The sequence below is a fragment of the Halorubrum sp. Ea8 genome, assembly GCF_002252925.1.
Taxonomy (GTDB): domain Archaea; phylum Halobacteriota; class Halobacteria; order Halobacteriales; family Haloferacaceae; genus Halorubrum.
Genome location: NZ_NHPF01000053.1, coordinates 1 through 17445, shown reverse-complemented (window position 1 = coordinate 17445; position 17445 = coordinate 1). Strand labels below are relative to the sequence as shown.

Below are 17445 nucleotides of genomic sequence, written 5' to 3'. Positions count from 1 at the left end.
AGGCCGCTCGGAACGATCCGAGGCCGCCCAAAACGATCCGAGGCCTGGAGCGACACGGGGCGGCCGAGCCGATCCGGCGCTATCGCTCCGACGAGTCCCCGACGACGTCGCCGTTCCCGTCCACGGTGAGCGCGAGCTCGTCGCCGTCGACCGAGAACGTCAGCGTGGCCCGGAGGGGATCCGTCGACCGGACCGCCTCGTCGTACTCGTTGAGGAACCGGTCGAGGCGGAGGACCGACCGTGGCGAGAACGGGTCGAGCCCGTGATCGAGCATGAACCCCAACAGCTCCGGCGACGACAGGAGCCCGGGTCCGGCGGCGCACCCCATCTCGTAGGGGCAGTTGGGACACGACGCCTTCAGCAGCACCGCGAACCGGGACCGGCAGTTCGAGCAGACGCCGTCGCGCTCGTGGTCCGCGCAGGCGTCCAGTTCGGTCTCGACGGACGCCGCGCAACGCGGGCAGATCCCGGAGCCGACGGCGAGCAGTTCGAGGTTCGTCCACGCGTGGGCGGCGCGGAGCACCTCGCCCGGCGTTCGCCCCCGGAGCCCCGCCGGGGGAAACGGGAGCCGGCCGAGGTATCCCGACGCCGTCTCCTCGGGGCCGCCGACCCGGCCCCACGAGCGGTCCCACCGGCTCTCGCACGCCGGGCAGAACACCTCGACGCTGCCGTCGCGCCACTGGATCTCCAGCGGTCGCTCGCAGGTCGGACAGCGGTCCTCGACCGGCGTCCGGTCGAGCTCCGGGTCGTCGGTGACCGCCCCGGAGCGGATCGCTTCGACGACGCGTCGGCCCGGGTGGTCCAGCGCGTAGCCGTCCGCGGTCTTCCGGACGAAGTGGCCGCGGAGCTCGCCGAGGTGGTAGTTGAACCTCGCCGTGTCGTCGACGGGGAGCCGGTCGTACAGCTCTGAGAAGGCGAGCGGCTCAGCGGCGTCGCCGAGGGCGCGCAGGATCCGCACCCGGACCTCGTCGCCGAGCGCGGCAAACGCCTCGTCGGGCGACAGCCGACCGTCCGGACGCTCCTCGGTCATCGTGGTACCCCGTCGGTCCGCCTCATGTAAAGAGCCTGTCGTGGTGTGCGCCCGTCACGCGCCGAGACAGACGCCCGTCCCGGGCACGCACACCGGCCGAGGGTCCCAGTCGTCGGCACGCTTTCGGAGCCGCCGAGCGATCGGCCGCGCCCCGTAGTACACGGCGAGGGCGGCGCTCGCGACCCCCGCGCTCGCGACCGGGTACGAGGCGGCGACGAGGACCCCGAGCATGGCCGCGACCAACAGCGCCGATCCGCGCACCGTCGGTGGCGGCCCCCGCGGGGGGTTCGATGCGTCGCGTCGCGTCCGCGTTCCGTCGGGTCTCATGCGGTCGATGCTACGCGCCGCGAGGGAATAAGTGTAATCTGAACGATGTTTTTGTAGGGAAAGCTACGTAAATTCGTTTGAGTAAGCCGGCGCGAGTCGGACCGCGCTTCAGGCCGGGACGATCCGGACGACCGGCGCGTCGGGGTCGTCGACGGCGACGTAGAGGTGGCCCGTGGACGGCTCGACCGCGATCGCGCGCATGCGCCACTCCCGGTCGGCGAGCAGGGGGTCGCGCTCGGTGACGTCGGCCTCGGCGGCGCCCGCGCCCTCGACCGTGAACCGGCCGAGGTACTGCGCCGCGAGCGTGCCGGCGAACAGGTCGCCCCGCCACGCGGGAAACGCGTCGCCGTCGTAGAAGACCGCCCCGCTCGGGGGAAACCCGCCGGAGCCGCAGGGCCAGTAGTGGACCGGCGCGACGACGTCGCCGCGCTCGTCGTGGCCCGGTGCGAGGGGGTCGTCGGTGCCGTACCGGCACGCCTCGCTCGCTACCGGCCAGCCGTAGTCGCCGCCGCGTTCGACGACGTTGATCTCGTCGCCGTCCTCCTCGCCGTGCTCGCACTGCCAGACCGCCCCCGTCTCGGGCCGGACGGCCATCGCCTGCGGGTTCCGATGGCCGTAGCTGTACACCGCGTCCGACGCGTCCGGGTCGTCGGCGAACGGGTTGTCCGGGTGGGCGTCGCCGTCGGGCGTCAGCCGGAGGGTCGCCCCGAGCTCGTTCGACGGGTCCTGCGAGACGTGGTCCGGGCCGAACTCGGTGTCGCGCCGGTCCCCGACGGTGACGAACAGCGCGCCGTCGGGGCCGAACGTCGCGCGCGAGCCGAAGTGCAGGTCCGTGTCGCGGAACGGCTCGGCGACGCGGACCGCCTCGAACCCCGAGAGCGCCGGGGCGTCCGGGTCGAGGCGGCCGGCGCCGACGTGGGTCGTCGCACCGCTCCCGTCGGCGGGAGAGTCCTCCGCGGCCGCCGAGTACGTGAGGTACACGCGGCGGTCGTCCGGGTAGTCGGGGTGGACCGCGACGTCGAGCAGCCCGCCTTGTCCCGCCGCGAACACGTCGGGCGCGCCCGCGACGGACTCGACGGTTCCCGATCCGGGGTCGACGAGCGAGAGCCGGCCGGGCCGCTCGGTGACGAGGAGGCGCCCGTCACCGGGGAGGAAGGCGAGCCCCCACGGGTTCTCGAACCCCTCCGCGACGAGCTCGACCGCGTACTCGACGTCGTCGCCGTCGTCCGGGAGGGCGTCGTCGCCGTCATCGGTGCCGCCGTCGGTTCCGGTGCCGCCGCCGTCCGCGCCGTCGTCGGCGCCTCCGCCGCCGAGACAGCCGGCGGTCGAGAGGACGGCGAGCCCGCCGGTCGCTCGGAGGACGCTGCGTCTGTCGGCGAGGTGGGCGGATCGGCGCGTCATGTGGGTCGTCTCGTCTCCGTCTTGGTCGGGAGCCCGATGACGCTTCCGGCGTGCGGTCCGGGCGGGGAGGCCCGCCAGCCCGGCCCGCGTTCGGAACCCTTATATCTCCGACTCGGGCTATGTGCAGATGCGAAGCACGCACCGGTAGTGTAGTGGTATCACGCAACCTTGCCATGGTTGCAACCCGAGTTCAAATCTCGGCCGGTGCATTTTGCGAACGAAGTGAGCAAAATCACCGAGAGAGAGAGTTGAACGCTATCAGTCGCGCGCAGCGAACGGAGCGAGCGAGCACGTCTGATTCTGAGTTCAAATCTCGGCCGGTGCACTCTTTTCAGTCGTGCACCGCCCTGACTCCCCGCTCGTTTCACTCGCGGGGAGTCTCGGCCGGTGCATTTTCTAACTGACTCCGTCAGTCAGCGTTCGCTTCACTCCGTTCAGCGAACTCGCGAACGGAGTGAGCGAAATCACCGAGTGATGTGAACGCTATCAGTTACTTATGAATCGTTGCCGGCGCGGTGAACACCGCCAAAGCCCGCACCTCACGCCTCCCCAGCCTCGGCGGACGGCCCGGCGCGGGCCGAGCCGCGCCGGCCCGCCGCCTCCCTCGCACGCGCTCCTCGCGCCCCGAGGGGCGCTCGCAGGCGCGCGCCACCGCATCGTTGTTTATAAGCTATCGTCGTCTTTTATGAGCGATCCTCGTCTCAGCTCATTGTCCTTAAATACGGTCACGCGACCGCTGGGGATCGAACGGTGCCGGGGTTCCCCGACCGGTAGTTTCAATCGGCGATCCGGCGAACCCGTGGCGTGTGACCGTTCCAACGAAGACGCTCCCGAGCGGCGCCGAGCTGCCGGCGCTCGGACTGGGCACGTACGACCTCGACGACGAGCAGACGGCCGAGAGCGTCCGCGCGGCGCTCGACGCCGGCTACGCGCACATCGACACCGCAGAGGGGTATCGCAACGAGGAGGTCATCGGCGACGTCCTCGCGGAGTACGACCGCGACGAGGTGTTCCTCACCTCGAAGGTGCTCGCGAAGAACCTCAACTACGAGTCGCTGATCGCCTCCTGCGAGGCGTCGCTCGACCGGCTCGCCACCGACTACCTCGACTTGTACCTCGTCCACTGGCCGAACCCGGCCATCTCGCTGCGCGAGACCCTCCGGGCGATGGCGGAGCTCCGCGACCGGGGGCTCGTCCGCGACGTCGGCGTCTCGAACTTCAGCGCCTATCAGCTGAGCTGCGCGCACCACGTCTCGGACGTGCCGATCGCGGTGAACCAGATCGAGTTCCACCCGTACTTCCAGCGGCCCGACCTCGTCGACTACTGCCGCGAGTCCGACACCGTGATCGAGGCCGCGGCGCCGCTCGCGCGGACGGACGTGTTCGGCGACGAGGTCGTCGCCGAGCTCGCCGAGAAGTACGGTAAAAGCCCCGCGCAGGTCGTGCTCCGGTGGGCGGTCGACCGCGGCGTGGTCCCGCTGCCGCGGTCGTCCACGCCGGACCACGTCCGGGCCAACGCCGACCTCGACTGGGAGCTCGACGCGGCCGACCGGCGGCGCCTCGACGAGCGCGACCGCGACGAGCCGGTGTACGACACCCCGGCCCGCGACTGGACGAGCGACGTGTACGGGATCGAGCAGTGAGTCGGCTCGCGTCGCCGACCGACCCCGTCCGGGCTCAGGCCGCGTCGTCGCCGAGCGCCACCGGCCGCCCGGTCTCCGCCGACTCGTAGATCCCGTCGAGCGCGTGCACGTCCGTGAGAGCGTGTTCGCCGTCCGGATGGAACGGCTCGCCCGCCAACAGCTGATGGCCGAAGTAGGCGAACTCCTCTTCGATCTGGTGGACCTGCTCGAAGTCGACGTCGACGCGGGCGCCGTCGCGGACGACGGCGAACCCGCGGTCCTCCCGCTCGTAGAAGGCCGGGTCTACGATCAGCCTCGCCTCCGTGCCGGTGACCTCCAGCCGGCTCGCGTGCTGCGCGTTCTGGCTCACCGAACAGAGCGCGTCGACGTCGCCCGGGAACTCCAGCCGGAAGGTGGCGTGCTCGTCCACTTCGGCGAACGCCTCGTGGTCTGAGCGGGTCCGGCCCGACACGCGAACCGGGTCCTCGCCGAGCGCGAACCGGGTCGTGTTGATCGGGTAGACGCCGAGGTCCATGAGCGCGCAGCCGCCGGACAGCTCAGGGTCGAGCCGCCACTGGTCGGCGTCGCCGCCGAGTTCGCCGAGCATCGTCTGCGACATCGTCGCGTGCACGTGGACCACGTCGCCGGCGACGCCCCCGTCGAGGAGGTCGCGGAGCCGCCGGACGACGGGGTCGGTCTGCATCCGGTAGCCGACCATCAGGGGCACGTCGGCGTCGTCGCACGCCTCGACGAGCCGGCGCGCGCGGTCCGGCGTCGCCTCCAGCGGCTTCTCGCAGAGGACCGCCTTCCCCTGCGCCGCGGCGGCTCGGACGTACTCCAGGTGGGCGGCGTTCGGCGTCGCGACGTACACCGCGTCGTACGCGTCGGCGGCGGCGCCGGACCGGAACTCGTCCGGGGTGACGCCGGTCACGTCGCGCTCGGCGGCGACCGCCGCGACCGCGTCGGCGTCGATATCGGTGACGACGGTCGCCTCGGTGTACGCCGACCGAGCGATGCCCGGCAGCGCCCAGTCGCGGGCGAACCAGCCGAGGCCGACGACGGCGATCCGAACGGGGTCCGTGACGGCCTCCGGATCGAGCGTCTCCCAGTCCCGGCGCGTGAACTCGTCGAGGTACTCCGCGAGGGCGGCTTCCATGTCGGGACGTCCGCGCGGGGCCGTGAAATAACCCCGGCGACCGGGCGGGTTCGTCAGCCCTCGTCGCCCGCCCTCACCACGGCCCGTCGTAGTTCACTCGCGGCCGGTCGGCGTCGACGCCGAGGTCGCGGAGCGCCGCGGTCGCGTTCTGGACGGGCGAGGGGGCCGGGCGGTCGAGCGCGTCCGCGGTCGCCTCGGCGAACCGGACGGTCCAGTCCCCGCCGATGACGACGGTCGCGCGGCGCGGGATCTGCGAATGCCCCTCCCACGACTCCGCGACCAGGTCGTACGAGTCGGCGACCCCGCCGTGGAAGTCGGAGACGACGGGGAACGGGAGCTCGAACCGGTCGGCGTACGCGAACCCCGCGTACAGCGAGTCGCCGGTGAGCGCGACGACGGCGAGGTCGTCGCGGTCGTGCCAGCCCGCGTCCCGCACCGCCGCGAACTCGGCCGTGCAGGTGGGGACGAAGTTCGCCGGCGCGAAGCAGAGCGCGACGGCGTCGCAGTCGTCGACGAGCCGGAACAGCTCCAGTTCCGCGGCCGTCCCGCCCGCGACCGCGGGGGCGATGAAGTCCGGCGCCTTGCGGCCGACGTCTATCATGAGTGACACGTGCGGACGCGGTGGATAAATACCCACCCCTGACCGCTCGGCGTCCGCCGAGGCCGGAGAGATGTCGGATAAGCGGATTAGATACACGCATGAGTGCTGAGAGCACCGCTCACGGTGTAAGAGCTTTACGTGTAGCCGGTCGATGGAAGGCGTGTTCAGCGCCCACGCCGCGACCGCGCTCGCCCTCGTCGACAGCTACGGGGCCGTCGCGGTGTTCGCCGTGTTCGCGCTCGAGGGCGCCCTCGTCGGGAAGGTGCTCCCGGCGCGGACGCTGTTCGTGACCGCCGTGGTCGCCGTCGGCGTCGAGGCGATCGCGGTCCTGCCGGTGTTCGCCGCGGCGGTGGTCGGCGCGACCGTCGGCCAGTCGACCGTCTTCGTCGCCGTCCGTCGGTTCGACGTCGACCCCACGTCGCTTCCCCTCGTTCCGGTGGGCGAGGACCGCCTCGACGGCGCGAGCCGCTGGTTCGACCGGTGGGGACTCCCCGCGGTGGCGGCGTCGAACGCGGTCCCCGGCACGCGCGGCTGGCTCGCCGTGCCGACCGCGAACGCCTCGTCCGTCTCCGTCCCGCGCTTCGCCGCGGCGTCGCTGGTCGGGTCCGCCGCGTACGTCGGCGCGCTGCTCGCGATCGGCGTCGCCGTGGTGCTCGGGTTCGGGAGCGCGACCGAACTCCTCGGCGCCGAGTGGATCGCGGCCTTATAACATCGTCCGCCGCCCTGCCGTCAGATTTTAAATAACCGTCCCGTGCTTCTTCTCCGGCAGGTCCTTCTCCACGTCCTCGTAGAACGCGAACCGGGCCGCGAGCTCCTCGCGGAGCGTCGACGGGGGGACGATCTCGTCGATGACGACCTCGCTGGCCATCCGGTGGACGTCGATGTCTTCCCGGTACTCCTCGCGGAGCCGCGCCTCGGTCTCGGCGCGCTCCTCGGGGTCGTCGATCTCGGCGAGCTTCCGCGCGTAGACGGCGTTGATCGCGGCCTCCGGCCCCATGATGCCGATCTCGCCGGAGGGGAGCCCGATCACGCTCTCCGGGTCGTAGGCGGGCCCGCCCATCGCGTAGATCCCCGCGCCGTACGCCTTCCGGGTGACGACGGTCTGTTTTGGTACCGTCGCGGAGGAGGTGGCGTAGATCATCTTCTTGCCTTTCTCGAGGATCGCGTCCTTCTCGACCTGCGAGCCGGCCATGAATCCCGGCGTGTCACAGAGGTATAACAGGGGGATCTCGTAGGCGTCGCAGGTCCAGATGAACTCGGCGGCCTTCTCCGCGGCGTCCGGGAAGATTGCGCCCGACCGCTCCGTCGGCTGGTTGGCGACGACGCCGACGGGGCGCCCGTCGATCCGGCAGAACGCCGTGACGATCTCCGGGCCGTACCCCTCCTTCAGCTCGAAGACGGACTCCGCGTCGGCGATCCGGTCGAGCAGGTCGCGGACGTCGTACGGGCGGTTCGGCGACTCGGGGATCAGCTCGTCGATCCCCTCGGGCGGGAGCTTCGGCGGCTTCGTCTCGCGCTGCGGAGGCTTCTCGCCGGCGGCGTCGGGGAGGTAGCCGATCAGGTCGGCGACGAGCTCGCGGGCGTGCTCCTCGTCGCGGGCGACGAGGTCCGCCGACCCGGACTCCTCGGCGTGGACGCGGGGGCCGCCCAGGTCCGCCATCTCGATCTCCTCGCCGGTGACCATCTTCACCATCCGCGGCGAGGCGATCGCCATCGCGGACATCCCCTCGACCATCACGGTGAAGTCGGCGAAGACGGGCGTGTAGGCGGCGCCGGCGATACAGGGGCCGTAGAGGACGCAGATCTGTGGGACCGCGCCCGACAGCAATGAGTGGTTGTAGTAGTACTTCCCGATCCCCTCGCGGTTGGCGAAGAAGCCGCTCTGCTGGTCGATCCGCCCGCCGGAGGAGTCCATCAGGTAGAGCACCGGCTTGCCCGTCTTCAGGGCCCGCTGTTGCATCCGGAGGAACTTCTCGACGCCCTTCGCCGCCATCGACCCCGCCTTCACCGTGAAGTCGTTGGCCATGAAGTGGACGTCGCGCCCCTCGAACTCGGCGGCGCCGGTGAGCAGGCCGTCGCCCGGGAGCCGGTCGCCGCCGGAGTCGTCGGATCCGTCGCCCTCATCGTCGGCGTCGCCGTCGCGGTTCGGCGCGTTCGGGTGCCAGTCGTCGAACGCCGCGAACTTCCCGTCCTCGAAGTGGAGCCCCGCCGGGTCGCCGTCGGTCGCGCTCGCGTCGCCCGCGCCGCGCGTCCCGTCCTCGCCGCCGAACCAGAGGTCGAGGCGGTCGCGGACGAACAGCTTCCCCTGCTCGGGGAGCCGCTCGCGGTACTTCTCCGGGCCGCCTTCCAGGATGTCGTCGATCTCGGCCCGGAGGTCGCGCTCGCGGTCGGTCGGTCCGAGGTCGTCGTCGAGGGGGTACGCCGTCTCGGGCGGCGCGGCGCTCGCGGCGGGCTCGTCGCTCTCACCGACGTGGACGTCGACGTCGACACCGAGATGCTCGGCGAGCGATCGCGCGATCGCCTCGGCCTCCTCGGGCGTCGCCGCCGCGCCGACGTGGACTTTCATGGGCGCAAGATTTGCGGTGGATCCTAAACAGTTTTCCATGCAAGTCCGGCGGCGACCGACGGATCGGTGCAAACGGGCCGCGAGCCGACCGGGTCAGTCCAGCGCCGTCTTCAACCGCTCGACCAACTCCTCGTTGCCGACGTACAGCGGCACGCGGTCGTGGACGCCCTCGGGCTCGACGTCGAGGATGTCGATTTCGCCGTCCGTGGCGGCCCCGCCGGCGCGTTCGACGATGTAGGCGATCGGGTTCGCCTCGAAGGAGAGCCGGAGCTTCCCGTCCGGCGCGTCGACGAGGGCGGGGTACGCGAAGATCCCGCCGTAGGTGAGCACCTGGTTCACGTCGCCGACCATGGCGCCGCCGTACCGGAGCTTCAGCTCGTCTTCGATCTCGCGCGCGAAGGCGGTGAACGCGTCGGGCCAGTCGGGGACGCGCCCGCCGAACCCGTAGACGAGGGGGTCGTCGGGCAGGCGCAGGTCGTCTTCGACCACCGAACGGGAGACCGCGTGGCCGTCGTCGCTACCGCCGTCGCCGTCGGGGTCGGCCTCGACGACCTCCTCGCGGACGCCGGCGTCGTCGGCGACGACCATCGTCGTGATCGGGCCGTACAGCACGTAGCCGGCGGCGACGAGGTCGCGCCCGGTGGCGGGCAGCGGGGCGTCGTAGATCCCGACCACCGTGCCCATCGCGTTGTTCGACCGGAGGTTCGACGAGCCGTCGAGGGGGTCGATCGCGACCGCGTAGGCGCCCTCGCCGACCGCCCCGCCGGCGTCGACGGCGGCCTCGCGTTCCTCGCTGACGAACGAGCCGACGCCGTCGACCGCGGTGATCGCCTCGCCGAGCAGCTCGTCGGCGTACAGGTCGCCGGCCAGCACCGACTCGCCCGAGGGGTTGTCCGTCCCGCTCTCGACGCGGCGGCCGGGGAGCGCGGCGCGGATCTCCGGGGCCGTCTCGGCGACCGCGTCGAAGACGGCCTCGACGGTCGGGTCCGCGTCGCGGTCCGAGGCGGGGTCGCTCATCAGTCCGCGCTCTCGGCGGCGGCCAGCGCCTCGACCGGGTCGGCCTCTCGGAAGATCACGGCCTCCAGCGCGTCGAGGATCCGCTCGGGCTCGTCGCGCTGGAAGACGTTCCGGCCGACCGCGATCCCGGTGGCGCCCGCGTCGATGGCGTTCGAGACGTTCCGGAGGAACTCCTCGTCGTCGCGCATCGTCCCGCCGGACATCACGACGTCGGCGGGACCGGCCATCTCGACGGCGTGGCCCATCGCCTCGGGGGAACCGGGGTACTTCACCTTCACCACGTCGGCGCCGAGCTCGAGGCCGAGCCGCGCGCCGTACGAGATCACGTCCGGGCTCCCGTCGTTGCGGAGCCCCTGTCCGCGGGGGTACGACCACATGACGACGCCCATGTCGTGTTCGCGGGCGCCCTCCTGTGCCTCCCGGAACTCCTCGGCCATCTCGACCTCGTGGTTCGAACCCCCGTAGACGGTGAATCCGATCGCGTCCGCGCCGAGTCCGGCCGCGTACTCGGCGGTGCAGTTGACCGCGCTGTCGGGCTCGCCCATCCAGAGGTTCGAGGTCCCGTTGAGCTTCAACAGGAGGTTCACCTCGTCCTCGTAGTCGGGGTAGTACGCCTCGGCGAGCCCCTTCTGAACGGCCAGCGAGGTGACCGCCTCGTGGGTAGCGAGCTCGAATATCCGCCGGGGGTCTGCCGTGTCGGGGTTCGGTTCGAAGTCGACCGGTCCGTGCTCGATCCCGTGGTCGTACGCGAGGATCAGCGACTTGCCGTCCCGCGAGATATTGTCGGCGGCGTGAGGAAGCATCAGTTCGTACTCCCGTTACATCGATAAAAAACGCTATGGTCGTTTCGGCGGACGTAAAGAAACGAATTCGACGCGCTCCGCGTGTGTCGCTCCGCTCAGGGGCGGATTCGAGACAAATAGAATTACTACTCAGATAGTTAATTATCAGTCGTTCGCAACGAACGGCGGTCGAGCGCGACGGTATCCGCCGCAGAGCCGACACGTTGCGGTCGCGGAACCGGCACGCTCCGGTCGCGGAGACGCAATACTTACCACCCGCGGCGCGACAGCGACCCCTATGCGGGAGCTATCCGACATCGACGTCATCGGCGTGGTGGGGGCCGGTACGATGGGCAACGGGATCGCGCAGGTCGCCGCGACCGCCGGCTACGAGGTCGTGATGCGCGACATCGACGACGAGTACGTGGAGCGCGGCCTCGACAGCGTCGCGGACAGCCTCGACCGGCTGGCGTCGAAGGGCGCCCTCGACGAGGCCCCCGAGGCGATCCGCGACCGGATCGCGGGCACCACCGACCTCGACGACCTCGCGGCCGCGGACGTCGTCGTCGAGGCGGCGGTCGAGGACATGGACGTGAAACGCGACGTGTTCGCCGACCTCGACGAGGTGACCGACGACGACGTCGTCCTCGCGACGAACACCTCGACGCTGTCGGTCACGACCATCGCGAGCGCCACGGACCGCGCGAGCGACGTGATCGGACTCCACTTCATGAACCCGGTCCCGATCATGGACGGCGTGGAGGTCGTCGTCGGGGAGCGCACCGCGGACGCGGTCGTCGAGTTCGCGCACGCCTTCGCCGCGGACCTGGGCAAGGAGACGTGGGAGTCCGACGACAAGCCCGGCTTCGTCACGAACCGGATCCTGATGCCGTGGATCAACGAGGGGGTCCGCGCCTTCGACGAGGGCGTCGCCGACAAGGCCGACATCGACCGCGGGATGAAGCTCGGGACGAACGTCCCGATGGGGCCCTTAGAGCTCGCCGACCACATCGGGCTCGACGTCGTGTTAGACGCCAGCGAGACGCTGCACGCCGAGCTCGGCGACCGCTACAAGCCGGCGTACCTCGTCAAGCGCAAGGTTGAGGCCGGCGACCTCGGGAAGAAGACGGGACGCGGGTTCTACGAGTACGGCGACGAGTAGGAGGCGACGAGTAGGAGGCGACGAGGGAGAGGCGACGAGGGAGACGGGGCGGCCGGCGGGACCCCGGCTCAGGCGCCCTTCGCCGTCCGGTCGTCGTCGGCCGTCCACCGGCGGGCGCCGGGGAGGAGCCCGACGAGCTTCGTCACGTAGCCGAACCGGAACAGCCCGAGCTGCGAGAGCGCGCCGAGGGCGAAGACGGCCAGGAAGGCCGGCGCGGTGACGTCGAACAGGAGCGGTTCGACCGACGGTCCGGCGGCGGCCGCGTCCAGCGTCGCCGGCGTGAGCGAGCGCGACGCGAACGCCGCGCCGATGAACGCCGTCGAGACGACGAGCGTCGTCCGGCTCAGGACGAACCCGAACAGCGCGCCGACCGCGACGCCCGCGAGCGTCGCGCCGACGAGCAGCAGCGTCCCCTCGACCCCGGCCGCGTCGGCGGCGTACAGCGGGCCGACCGCGAAGCGACCGGCGAAACCGCCGACCAGCCCGCCGATGGCGACGACGGCGAAGGAGAGCCCGGCGTACGCGAGGAAGCCGCCGACCGCGGCGCCGATCGCGACCGCGACGCCGGTCAGGACCAGCCCGTCGACGGCGATGACTCCGGCGAGGCTCGGCGCGGCGAGGTAGCCCGCGCCGCCGCCGACGAGCAGGCCGGTCAGCGTGACGGCGTAGACGGAGACCGCGGCGCCGACGAACGCGAGGAGCAGTCCCGCGAGGACGAGTCCGGCGTTGACTGGGGTGAGCATACGTCCGCCTTTTCGACGGCGACGGATAAAAGCCGCCGGCCCGAGCGCGTCGGTCTCACCGCGCCCGCCGCCCCGCCTGCCGGTCCACGTGGCGCGTGTAGCCGCCGACGGCGAGGCCGAAGCCGACGACGAGCAGCAGGAAGCCGAGCAGCCGGCTCGTCCCGATCGTCAACATCGAGAGGAGCAGGCCGAAGGCGAACGCGAAGACGCCGGCGACGGCCACCCCGACGTCGACGAGCGGCGACGGCTGGACCGCCTCGCAGTGGGGGCAGACCCGGGCGTCGCTCGCGATCGGCTCCCGGCAGTCGACGCAGCGGACGCGGTCGTTCGACACGAGCGGTCGTTCGGACGACGGTCACTTATATACGTCAGTCCGCCGCGGCCGCGCCGGCGTCGTCGCTCGCGCCGAGCGTCTCCTCGACCTGCGTCACGACCGCGGCGAACGCGACGACCGCGAGCCCCGCGCCGACCGCGAAGGGGACGACGAACCCGAAGCCGACGAGCCAGCCGGACGCGAGGGGACCGAGCGCGACGCCGAAGCCGAACCCCATCGTGAGCACCGACAGCGTCGTCCCCGACTCGCCCTCCCGCGCGAGGTCGCCGGCGAGCGCGAGCGACGGCGCGAAGACGCACGCGACGGCGACCCCCTGCGCCAGCCGGACGAGCGTCATCACGACCGGGTCGGTGACGATCCCCTGCAGCAGCGTCGTCGGGACGAGGAGGACGAAGCCGGCGAGCAGGAACGGTCGGCGCCCGATCCGGTCGCTGGCCTGCCCGACGGGCACCTGCAGGAGCACGTTCGCGATCGTGACGGCCGCGAACTGGAGCCCGAACCACACCGGCGCCTGGTCGAGCCGGACGTTCACCTGGTTCTGGAGCGTCGCGAACAGCGCGATGCACATCCCCATCGCCACCGTCGCCAGCCCCAGCGCGAAGACGGGGTCGAGCAGGCGGTCCTCGCCGCGCACGCGGATCGAGAGGTCGTCGCTCGCCTCGCTGGACTCGGCCGCGTCGCGGACGAGCAGGAAGACGAGGGCGAAGCTGAGGTACGCCCCGCCGCAGGCGGCGGCGAAGGCGGCGTCGAAGCCGTCGATCACGGGGAGGCCGATCGGCGAGAGGTCGTACGGGCCCGCCTCGACGACGGCGCCGGCCAGCACCGGACCGAAGCCGAACCCGATCAGCCGGAAGGTGTTGTACACGCCGAAGTTGCCGCCGCGGTCGGCGTCGGCCGACGCGTACTCGTTGACTAACGCGACCGTCGCGGGGATGATCAGCGCCGCGCCGAACCCCTGGATCGCCCGCAGGACGACGAGCTGCCAGTAGACGGTCACGACCGTGTAGAGCCCGCTCGCGGTGCCCAAGAGGAGGATCCCGATCAGCACGAACGGGCGACGGACGCCTATCCGGTCCGAGAGCCGCCCGGTAATCGGCTGCGAGAGGCTGTTGAGGAAGCCGAAAAGCGAGAGGACGATCCCGATGAGGAGCGGCTCGGTCACCGTGACCGCCGCCGCGCCCACCCCGACCTCGGTCCCGAGGAGCGCGCTGACGTCGATCAGGTCGCTCGCGATGTACAGCGGCAGCACGACGATGAGGAAGGAGTTGCCGGCGGCCCCGACCATCCGGGCGAGCGCGAGCACGATGACTCGCCGGTCGGTGTCGGCGATGCCGGAGAGCGTCCCCATTTCCCTCCGCTTCGGTCGGGACCACAAAGGTGTTTGCGAACGGCGGGAGTCGTTCCGGTTCCGGGCGGTCCAGCCGGGAGAGCCGGGACGATCCGTCGACGGTGAGCGTCGGCCGCTACGATTCGGGCACCGGCGGCTGGCGGCGCTCGATCCCGCGGACCTCGAAGCGCGCGCCGCCCTCGGCGGACTCGGTCGCCGCGACGGCCCAGCCGTGCGCGGTGGCGATCTCTTGGACGATCGCCAGCCCGAAGCCGGTGTTGCCCTCAACGCCGGTCCGGCCGGGCTCGAAGAGATCGCCGGCGACGTCCCCGGGGATCCCCGGGCCGTCGTCGGCGACGTAGAAGCCGTCGTCGAGGTCGCCGACGCGGATCGAGACGTCCGACCCGCCGTGCTCCACGGCGTTCCGGACGAGGTTCTCGAAGAGGTTCCGGAGTCGGTCGGGGTCGGCGAGCACCTCCCGGTCGGTCTCGACCGTCAGCTCGGCGGACTCGGTGTCGACCGTCTCCCTAGCGTCCGCGGCGACGCCCGCGACCGACACCGGCTCGGGGTCGCCGACGGTCTCCCCGTCGCGGGCGAGCGTGAGGGTGTGCTCGACGATGGACTCGATGCGGTCGAGCGCGTCGGCCGCGGCGTCGAGGTGTTCGGCGCCCTCGTCCGCCATCGTCCGCGCCAGGTCGAGGCGACCCTGCGCGACGTTGAGCGGGTTCCGGAGGTCGTGCGAGACGATGCTCGCGAAGGAGTCGAGCCGCTCGTTCTGTCGTTCGAGCGCCGCCTCGCGCTGCTTGAACGCCGTGATGTCCTGCTGGAAGCCGACCCACTCGGTGACGCGCCCGTTCGCGCCGCGGATCGGCGCGACGCTGACGCGGTTCCAGAACTCGGTCCCGTCCTTCCGGTAGTTCAGGAGTTCGACGCTAGCGGGCTCCTCCGCCTCGATCGCCTCGCGGAGCTGCGCGACCGACTCCTCGTCGGTGTCCGGACCCTGTAGGAACCGGCAGTTGACCCCGATCGACTCCTCGCGGTCGTAGCCGGTCATCTCGACGAACCGGTCGTTGACGTACTCCATCGGGTTGTCCATGCGGTCGGGGTCGGTGATGGTGATACCGACCGGCGCCTCGTCGAGCGCGCGGGTCTTCGTCTCCAGCTCCTCGCGCCGCTCCACCTCGTCCGAGACGTCGCGCAGGATGCCGACGCTCCCCTCGAAGCAGTCGCCGTCGTACGGCAGCGCCGCCATGTGGTCCCGACAGGGGATCGGCTCCCCCTGCTTCGGCTCGATGTCGACCCGGAACCGCTGGATGTCCGGACCGGTGCTGGAGAGGATGGTTCCGAGCCGGTCCTCGGACTCGGCGACCGCGTCGTCGCCTTTTATAAGTCCGGGCGTGCTTCCGACGATCTCCTCGACGTCGTAGCCGGTCAGCTCCGCGAACGGCTCGTTGACGAACTCGAACGTTCCGGTCTCGTCGACGACGTACACGGGATAGCCGAGCGCGTCGATGACCGTCGAGTAGCGGTCCGCGATCTCCCGAGTGCGGTGCTCGTCGACAGCCTGGTGGACTCGGTTCGCGAGCCGTCGGAGCTGCTCCGGGCCTCCCTTCTGGAAGTAGCCGGTGACGCCAGCGTTGAGCGCGCGGCTCGCGATCTCCTCGCTCCCCTTCCCGGTGTACAGCACGAAGGGGATCGAGCGGTCCGTCTCGCGGAGCCGGTCGAAGAACTCCAGCCCGTCCATGCCGGGCATGTCGTAGTCGCTGACGATGCAGTCGAACCGCCCGCCGTCGAGCTCGTCGAGGGCGTCCGCCGCCGCCGTGACGCTCGTTACCGCGACATCGTCCAGTTCGCGTTCGAGGTACGCCTCCGTGAGGTCGAGCACGGAGGGGTCGTCGTCGACGTGTAACACGTCGATCCGTTCGGGCATGCGGGCGGATACGTCGCCGACTGATAAACGGATGTCGCCCCGGGTATCAGTTCTGAGTACGGAGCGAGGGGGCCGGTCGGGGCGCGGCTGAGGGTCGGTCGCCCGACCGACCGGTTCCACTGCCGCCGCGCGTGGCTGATCGTTAAGTCGGCGCGGCGCGGACGGTCGGGCGATGGCGGGCGGCACGCTCCCCGGGACGGCGACCGACGAGGCGGACGGGAGCGACCGCGTCGTGTTCCACGTCGACATGGACTGCTTTTACGCCTCCTGCGAGCGCCTGCGGCGACCAGAGCTCGCGGGCGAACCCGTCGTCGTCGGGATGGGGTACGAGGACGGTGAGACGGTCGGCGCCGTCGCGACCGCGAGCTACGAGGCCCGCGCGTTCGGCGTCGAGAGCGCGATGCCGATCTCCGAGGCGCTCGACCTGCTCCCCCGCCGCGCCGACGCCGACCCGGACGACTCGGACGCGCCGGACCCCGAGGCGGCCGGCCGGTACCTGCCCGTCGACCTCGGATTTTATAAGGAAGTCGCGGGCGACGTGAAGGCCGTCCTCCGGGACTGCGCCGACACGCTCCGCGAGGTGAGCGTCGACGAGGCGTACCTCGACGTCACCGACCGGACCGCGTGGGACGCCGCGGAGGGGGAGAGCGCCGCGGCCGGCCCCGCCGAGGCGCGTACCCTCGCGGAGGGGTACGCCCGGCACGTCAAGGAGCGCATCGAGCGGGAGGCCGGGGTGCCCGCGAGCGTCGGCGTGGCGCCGAACATGTCGACCGCGAAGGTCGCCAGCGACGCCGACAAGCCGGACGGGCTCGTCGTCGTGCCGCCCGGTTCTGTCGAGTCCTTCCTCGCGCCGCTACCGACCGCCGAGATCCACGGCGTCGGCCCCGTGACGGAGCGGACGCTCGCCGAGATGGGGATCGAGACCGCCGCCGACCTCGCCGCGGCCGACCCCGACGGACTCGCCGACGAACTGGGGGAGCGCGGCCCGGAGCTCCACCGGCGCGCCCGCGGCGACGACGACCGGGAGGTCACGCCGACCGGGCTCCCCAAGAGCCTCTCGCGGGAGTCGTCGCTGTCGCCGACCGCCGACCGGGAGACGAAGCGCGAGACGGTGGCGGCGCTGGCGGCGGACGTGGCCCGTCGGGCCCGCGAGCGGGGCTGCCTCTACCGGACCATCGGGATCAAGGCGGTCGAGCCGCCCTACGATGTCAACACGCGGGCGCGGAGCCTCCCCGGTCCGGTCGACGACCCCGACCTCGTGGAGTCGGTCGCGTTCGACCTCCTCGGGGAGTTCGACGGAGACCGGGTCAGAAAGCTGGGCGTGCGGGTCTCCAACCTCGACTTCGCCGAGAGCGACCAGGCGACCCTCGGTGGGTTCGATCCGGGCGACGGCGAGGGAACGAGCGCCGGCGGGAGCGGGGGGACGAGCGCCGGCGGGGGGGGGGGG

At 71.4% G+C, this 17445-nt stretch carries 16 protein-coding genes and 1 tRNA gene; 5 read left to right on the top strand and 12 right to left on the bottom strand.

Features of this window, described 5'->3' with window-relative positions; all coding sequences use genetic code 11:
• Positions 1-79 precede the first annotated feature (79 nt).
• The 3 genes from DJ74_RS04555 to DJ74_RS04545 all read right to left on the bottom strand — a co-directional run bounded on the left by DJ74_RS04555 (position 80) and on the right by DJ74_RS04545 (position 2758).
• Positions 80-1030 carry a helix-turn-helix transcriptional regulator gene (locus tag DJ74_RS04555; RefSeq protein WP_094521921.1) on the bottom strand — a complete coding sequence of 317 codons (951 nt, stop codon included), beginning with the start codon at positions 1028-1030 and terminating at the stop codon, positions 80-82.
• Between the two features lie 54 nt (positions 1031-1084).
• The gene (locus DJ74_RS04550) at positions 1085-1357 is read right to left on the bottom strand and encodes a hypothetical protein (protein WP_094521920.1); all 273 of its coding nucleotides are present in this window, start codon (positions 1355-1357) and stop codon (positions 1085-1087) included.
• A 108-nt stretch (positions 1358-1465) separates the two neighbouring features.
• Positions 1466-2758: a PQQ-dependent sugar dehydrogenase gene (locus DJ74_RS04545; protein WP_094526500.1), complete on the bottom strand. Its 1293-nt coding sequence runs from the start codon at positions 2756-2758 to the stop codon at positions 1466-1468.
• Positions 2759-2896: 138 nt separating this feature from the next.
• On the opposite strand from DJ74_RS04545, the gene DJ74_RS04540 reads away from it, so the two are divergent.
• Positions 2897-2967, top strand: a tRNA-Gly gene (locus DJ74_RS04540).
• Positions 2968-3564: 597 nt separating this feature from the next.
• Positions 3565-4401, top strand: coding sequence for an aldo/keto reductase (locus DJ74_RS04535; protein WP_094526499.1), 837 nt, complete (start codon positions 3565-3567; stop codon positions 4399-4401).
• A gap of 34 nt (positions 4402-4435) precedes the next feature.
• On the opposite strand, the gene gfo6 is transcribed toward DJ74_RS04535, so the two are convergent.
• Together gfo6 and DJ74_RS04525 are read right to left on the bottom strand one after the other, a co-directional pair.
• Positions 4436-5536, bottom strand: a complete 1101-nt coding sequence (gfo6, locus tag DJ74_RS04530; RefSeq protein ID WP_094526498.1) for a D-xylose 1-dehydrogenase Gfo6 — start codon at positions 5534-5536, stop codon at positions 4436-4438.
• 73 nt (positions 5537-5609) lie between these two features.
• Positions 5610-6137, bottom strand: a complete 528-nt coding sequence (locus DJ74_RS04525; RefSeq protein WP_094526497.1) for a redoxin domain-containing protein — start codon at positions 6135-6137, stop codon at positions 5610-5612.
• 160 nt (positions 6138-6297) lie between these two features.
• Here DJ74_RS04525 and DJ74_RS04520 point away from each other — a divergent pair, with 160 nt between their 5' ends.
• Positions 6298-6846, top strand: a complete 549-nt coding sequence (locus DJ74_RS04520) for a DedA family protein (RefSeq protein WP_094521987.1) — start codon at positions 6298-6300, stop codon at positions 6844-6846.
• A gap of 27 nt (positions 6847-6873) precedes the next feature.
• Here DJ74_RS04520 and DJ74_RS04515 read toward each other — a convergent pair whose 3' ends face one another.
• The 3 genes from DJ74_RS04515 to DJ74_RS04505 all read right to left on the bottom strand — a co-directional run bounded on the left by DJ74_RS04515 (position 6874) and on the right by DJ74_RS04505 (position 10523).
• A complete protein-coding gene (locus DJ74_RS04515) occupies positions 6874-8703 on the bottom strand; it encodes an acyl-CoA carboxylase subunit beta (protein ID WP_094526496.1) in 1830 nt (609 codons plus the stop codon).
• A 93-nt stretch (positions 8704-8796) separates the two neighbouring features.
• Entirely contained in the window at positions 8797-9720 is a 924-nt protein-coding gene (locus DJ74_RS04510) for a class 1 fructose-bisphosphatase (RefSeq protein WP_094526495.1), read from the bottom strand.
• Positions 9720-10523, bottom strand: a complete 804-nt coding sequence (locus DJ74_RS04505) for a class I fructose-bisphosphate aldolase (RefSeq protein ID WP_094521913.1) — start codon at positions 10521-10523, stop codon at positions 9720-9722. The genes DJ74_RS04510 and DJ74_RS04505 overlap by 1 nt, the downstream gene beginning before the upstream one ends.
• 277 nt (positions 10524-10800) lie before the next feature.
• Between DJ74_RS04505 and DJ74_RS04500 the strand changes: the two genes are divergently transcribed.
• Complete coding sequence (locus tag DJ74_RS04500; protein ID WP_094526494.1) at positions 10801-11664, top strand: 3-hydroxyacyl-CoA dehydrogenase family protein; 864 nt, start codon at positions 10801-10803, stop codon at positions 11662-11664.
• Positions 11665-11732: 68 nt separating this feature from the next.
• Here the strand turns inward: DJ74_RS04500 and DJ74_RS04495 are convergent, their stop codons facing one another.
• The 4 genes from DJ74_RS04495 to DJ74_RS04480 form a co-directional block, all read right to left on the bottom strand.
• On the bottom strand, positions 11733-12407 hold the full coding sequence (locus DJ74_RS04495; protein WP_094526493.1) for a phosphate ABC transporter permease: 675 nt from the start codon (positions 12405-12407) through the stop codon (positions 11733-11735).
• A 55-nt stretch (positions 12408-12462) separates the two neighbouring features.
• Positions 12463-12741 carry a zinc ribbon domain-containing protein gene (locus DJ74_RS04490; RefSeq protein ID WP_094521910.1) on the bottom strand — a complete coding sequence of 93 codons (279 nt, stop codon included), beginning with the start codon at positions 12739-12741 and terminating at the stop codon, positions 12463-12465.
• Positions 12742-12775: 34 nt separating this feature from the next.
• Complete coding sequence (locus DJ74_RS04485) at positions 12776-14089, bottom strand: MFS transporter (RefSeq protein WP_094521909.1); 1314 nt, start codon at positions 14087-14089, stop codon at positions 12776-12778.
• A 115-nt stretch (positions 14090-14204) separates the two neighbouring features.
• A complete protein-coding gene (locus tag DJ74_RS04480; RefSeq protein WP_094526492.1) occupies positions 14205-15998 on the bottom strand; it encodes a PAS domain S-box protein in 1794 nt (597 codons plus the stop codon).
• A gap of 172 nt (positions 15999-16170) precedes the next feature.
• Here DJ74_RS04480 and DJ74_RS04475 point away from each other — a divergent pair.
• The coding region (locus DJ74_RS04475) for a helix-hairpin-helix domain-containing protein (protein ID WP_141212670.1) at positions 16171-17445 on the top strand (1275 nt) is incomplete at its 3' end.

Bases quoted from the DNA above. Each gene is read 5' to 3' on its own strand.
- DJ74_RS04555 (WP_094521921.1), bottom strand. From the start codon at position 1,030: ATGACCGAGGAGCGTCCGGACGGTCGGCTGTCGCCCGACGAGGCGTTT.
- DJ74_RS04550 (WP_094521920.1), bottom strand. From the start codon at position 1,357: ATGAGACCCGACGGAACGCGGACGCGACGCGACGCATCGAACCCCCCG.
- DJ74_RS04545 (WP_094526500.1), bottom strand. From the start codon at position 2,758: ATGACGCGCCGATCCGCCCACCTCGCCGACAGACGCAGCGTCCTCCGA.
- gfo6 (WP_094526498.1), bottom strand. From the start codon at position 5,536: ATGGAAGCCGCCCTCGCGGAGTACCTCGACGAGTTCACGCGCCGGGAC.
- DJ74_RS04525 (WP_094526497.1), bottom strand. From the start codon at position 6,137: ATGATAGACGTCGGCCGCAAGGCGCCGGACTTCATCGCCCCCGCGGTC.
- DJ74_RS04515 (WP_094526496.1), bottom strand. From the start codon at position 8,703: ATGAAAGTCCACGTCGGCGCGGCGGCGACGCCCGAGGAGGCCGAGGCG.
- DJ74_RS04510 (WP_094526495.1), bottom strand. From the start codon at position 9,720: ATGAGCGACCCCGCCTCGGACCGCGACGCGGACCCGACCGTCGAGGCC.
- DJ74_RS04505 (WP_094521913.1), bottom strand. From the start codon at position 10,523: ATGCTTCCTCACGCCGCCGACAATATCTCGCGGGACGGCAAGTCGCTG.
- DJ74_RS04500 (WP_094526494.1), top strand. From the start codon at position 10,801: ATGCGGGAGCTATCCGACATCGACGTCATCGGCGTGGTGGGGGCCGGT.
- DJ74_RS04495 (WP_094526493.1), bottom strand. From the start codon at position 12,407: ATGCTCACCCCAGTCAACGCCGGACTCGTCCTCGCGGGACTGCTCCTC.
- DJ74_RS04485 (WP_094521909.1), bottom strand. From the start codon at position 14,089: ATGGGGACGCTCTCCGGCATCGCCGACACCGACCGGCGAGTCATCGTG.
- DJ74_RS04480 (WP_094526492.1), bottom strand. From the start codon at position 15,998: ATGCCCGAACGGATCGACGTGTTACACGTCGACGACGACCCCTCCGTG.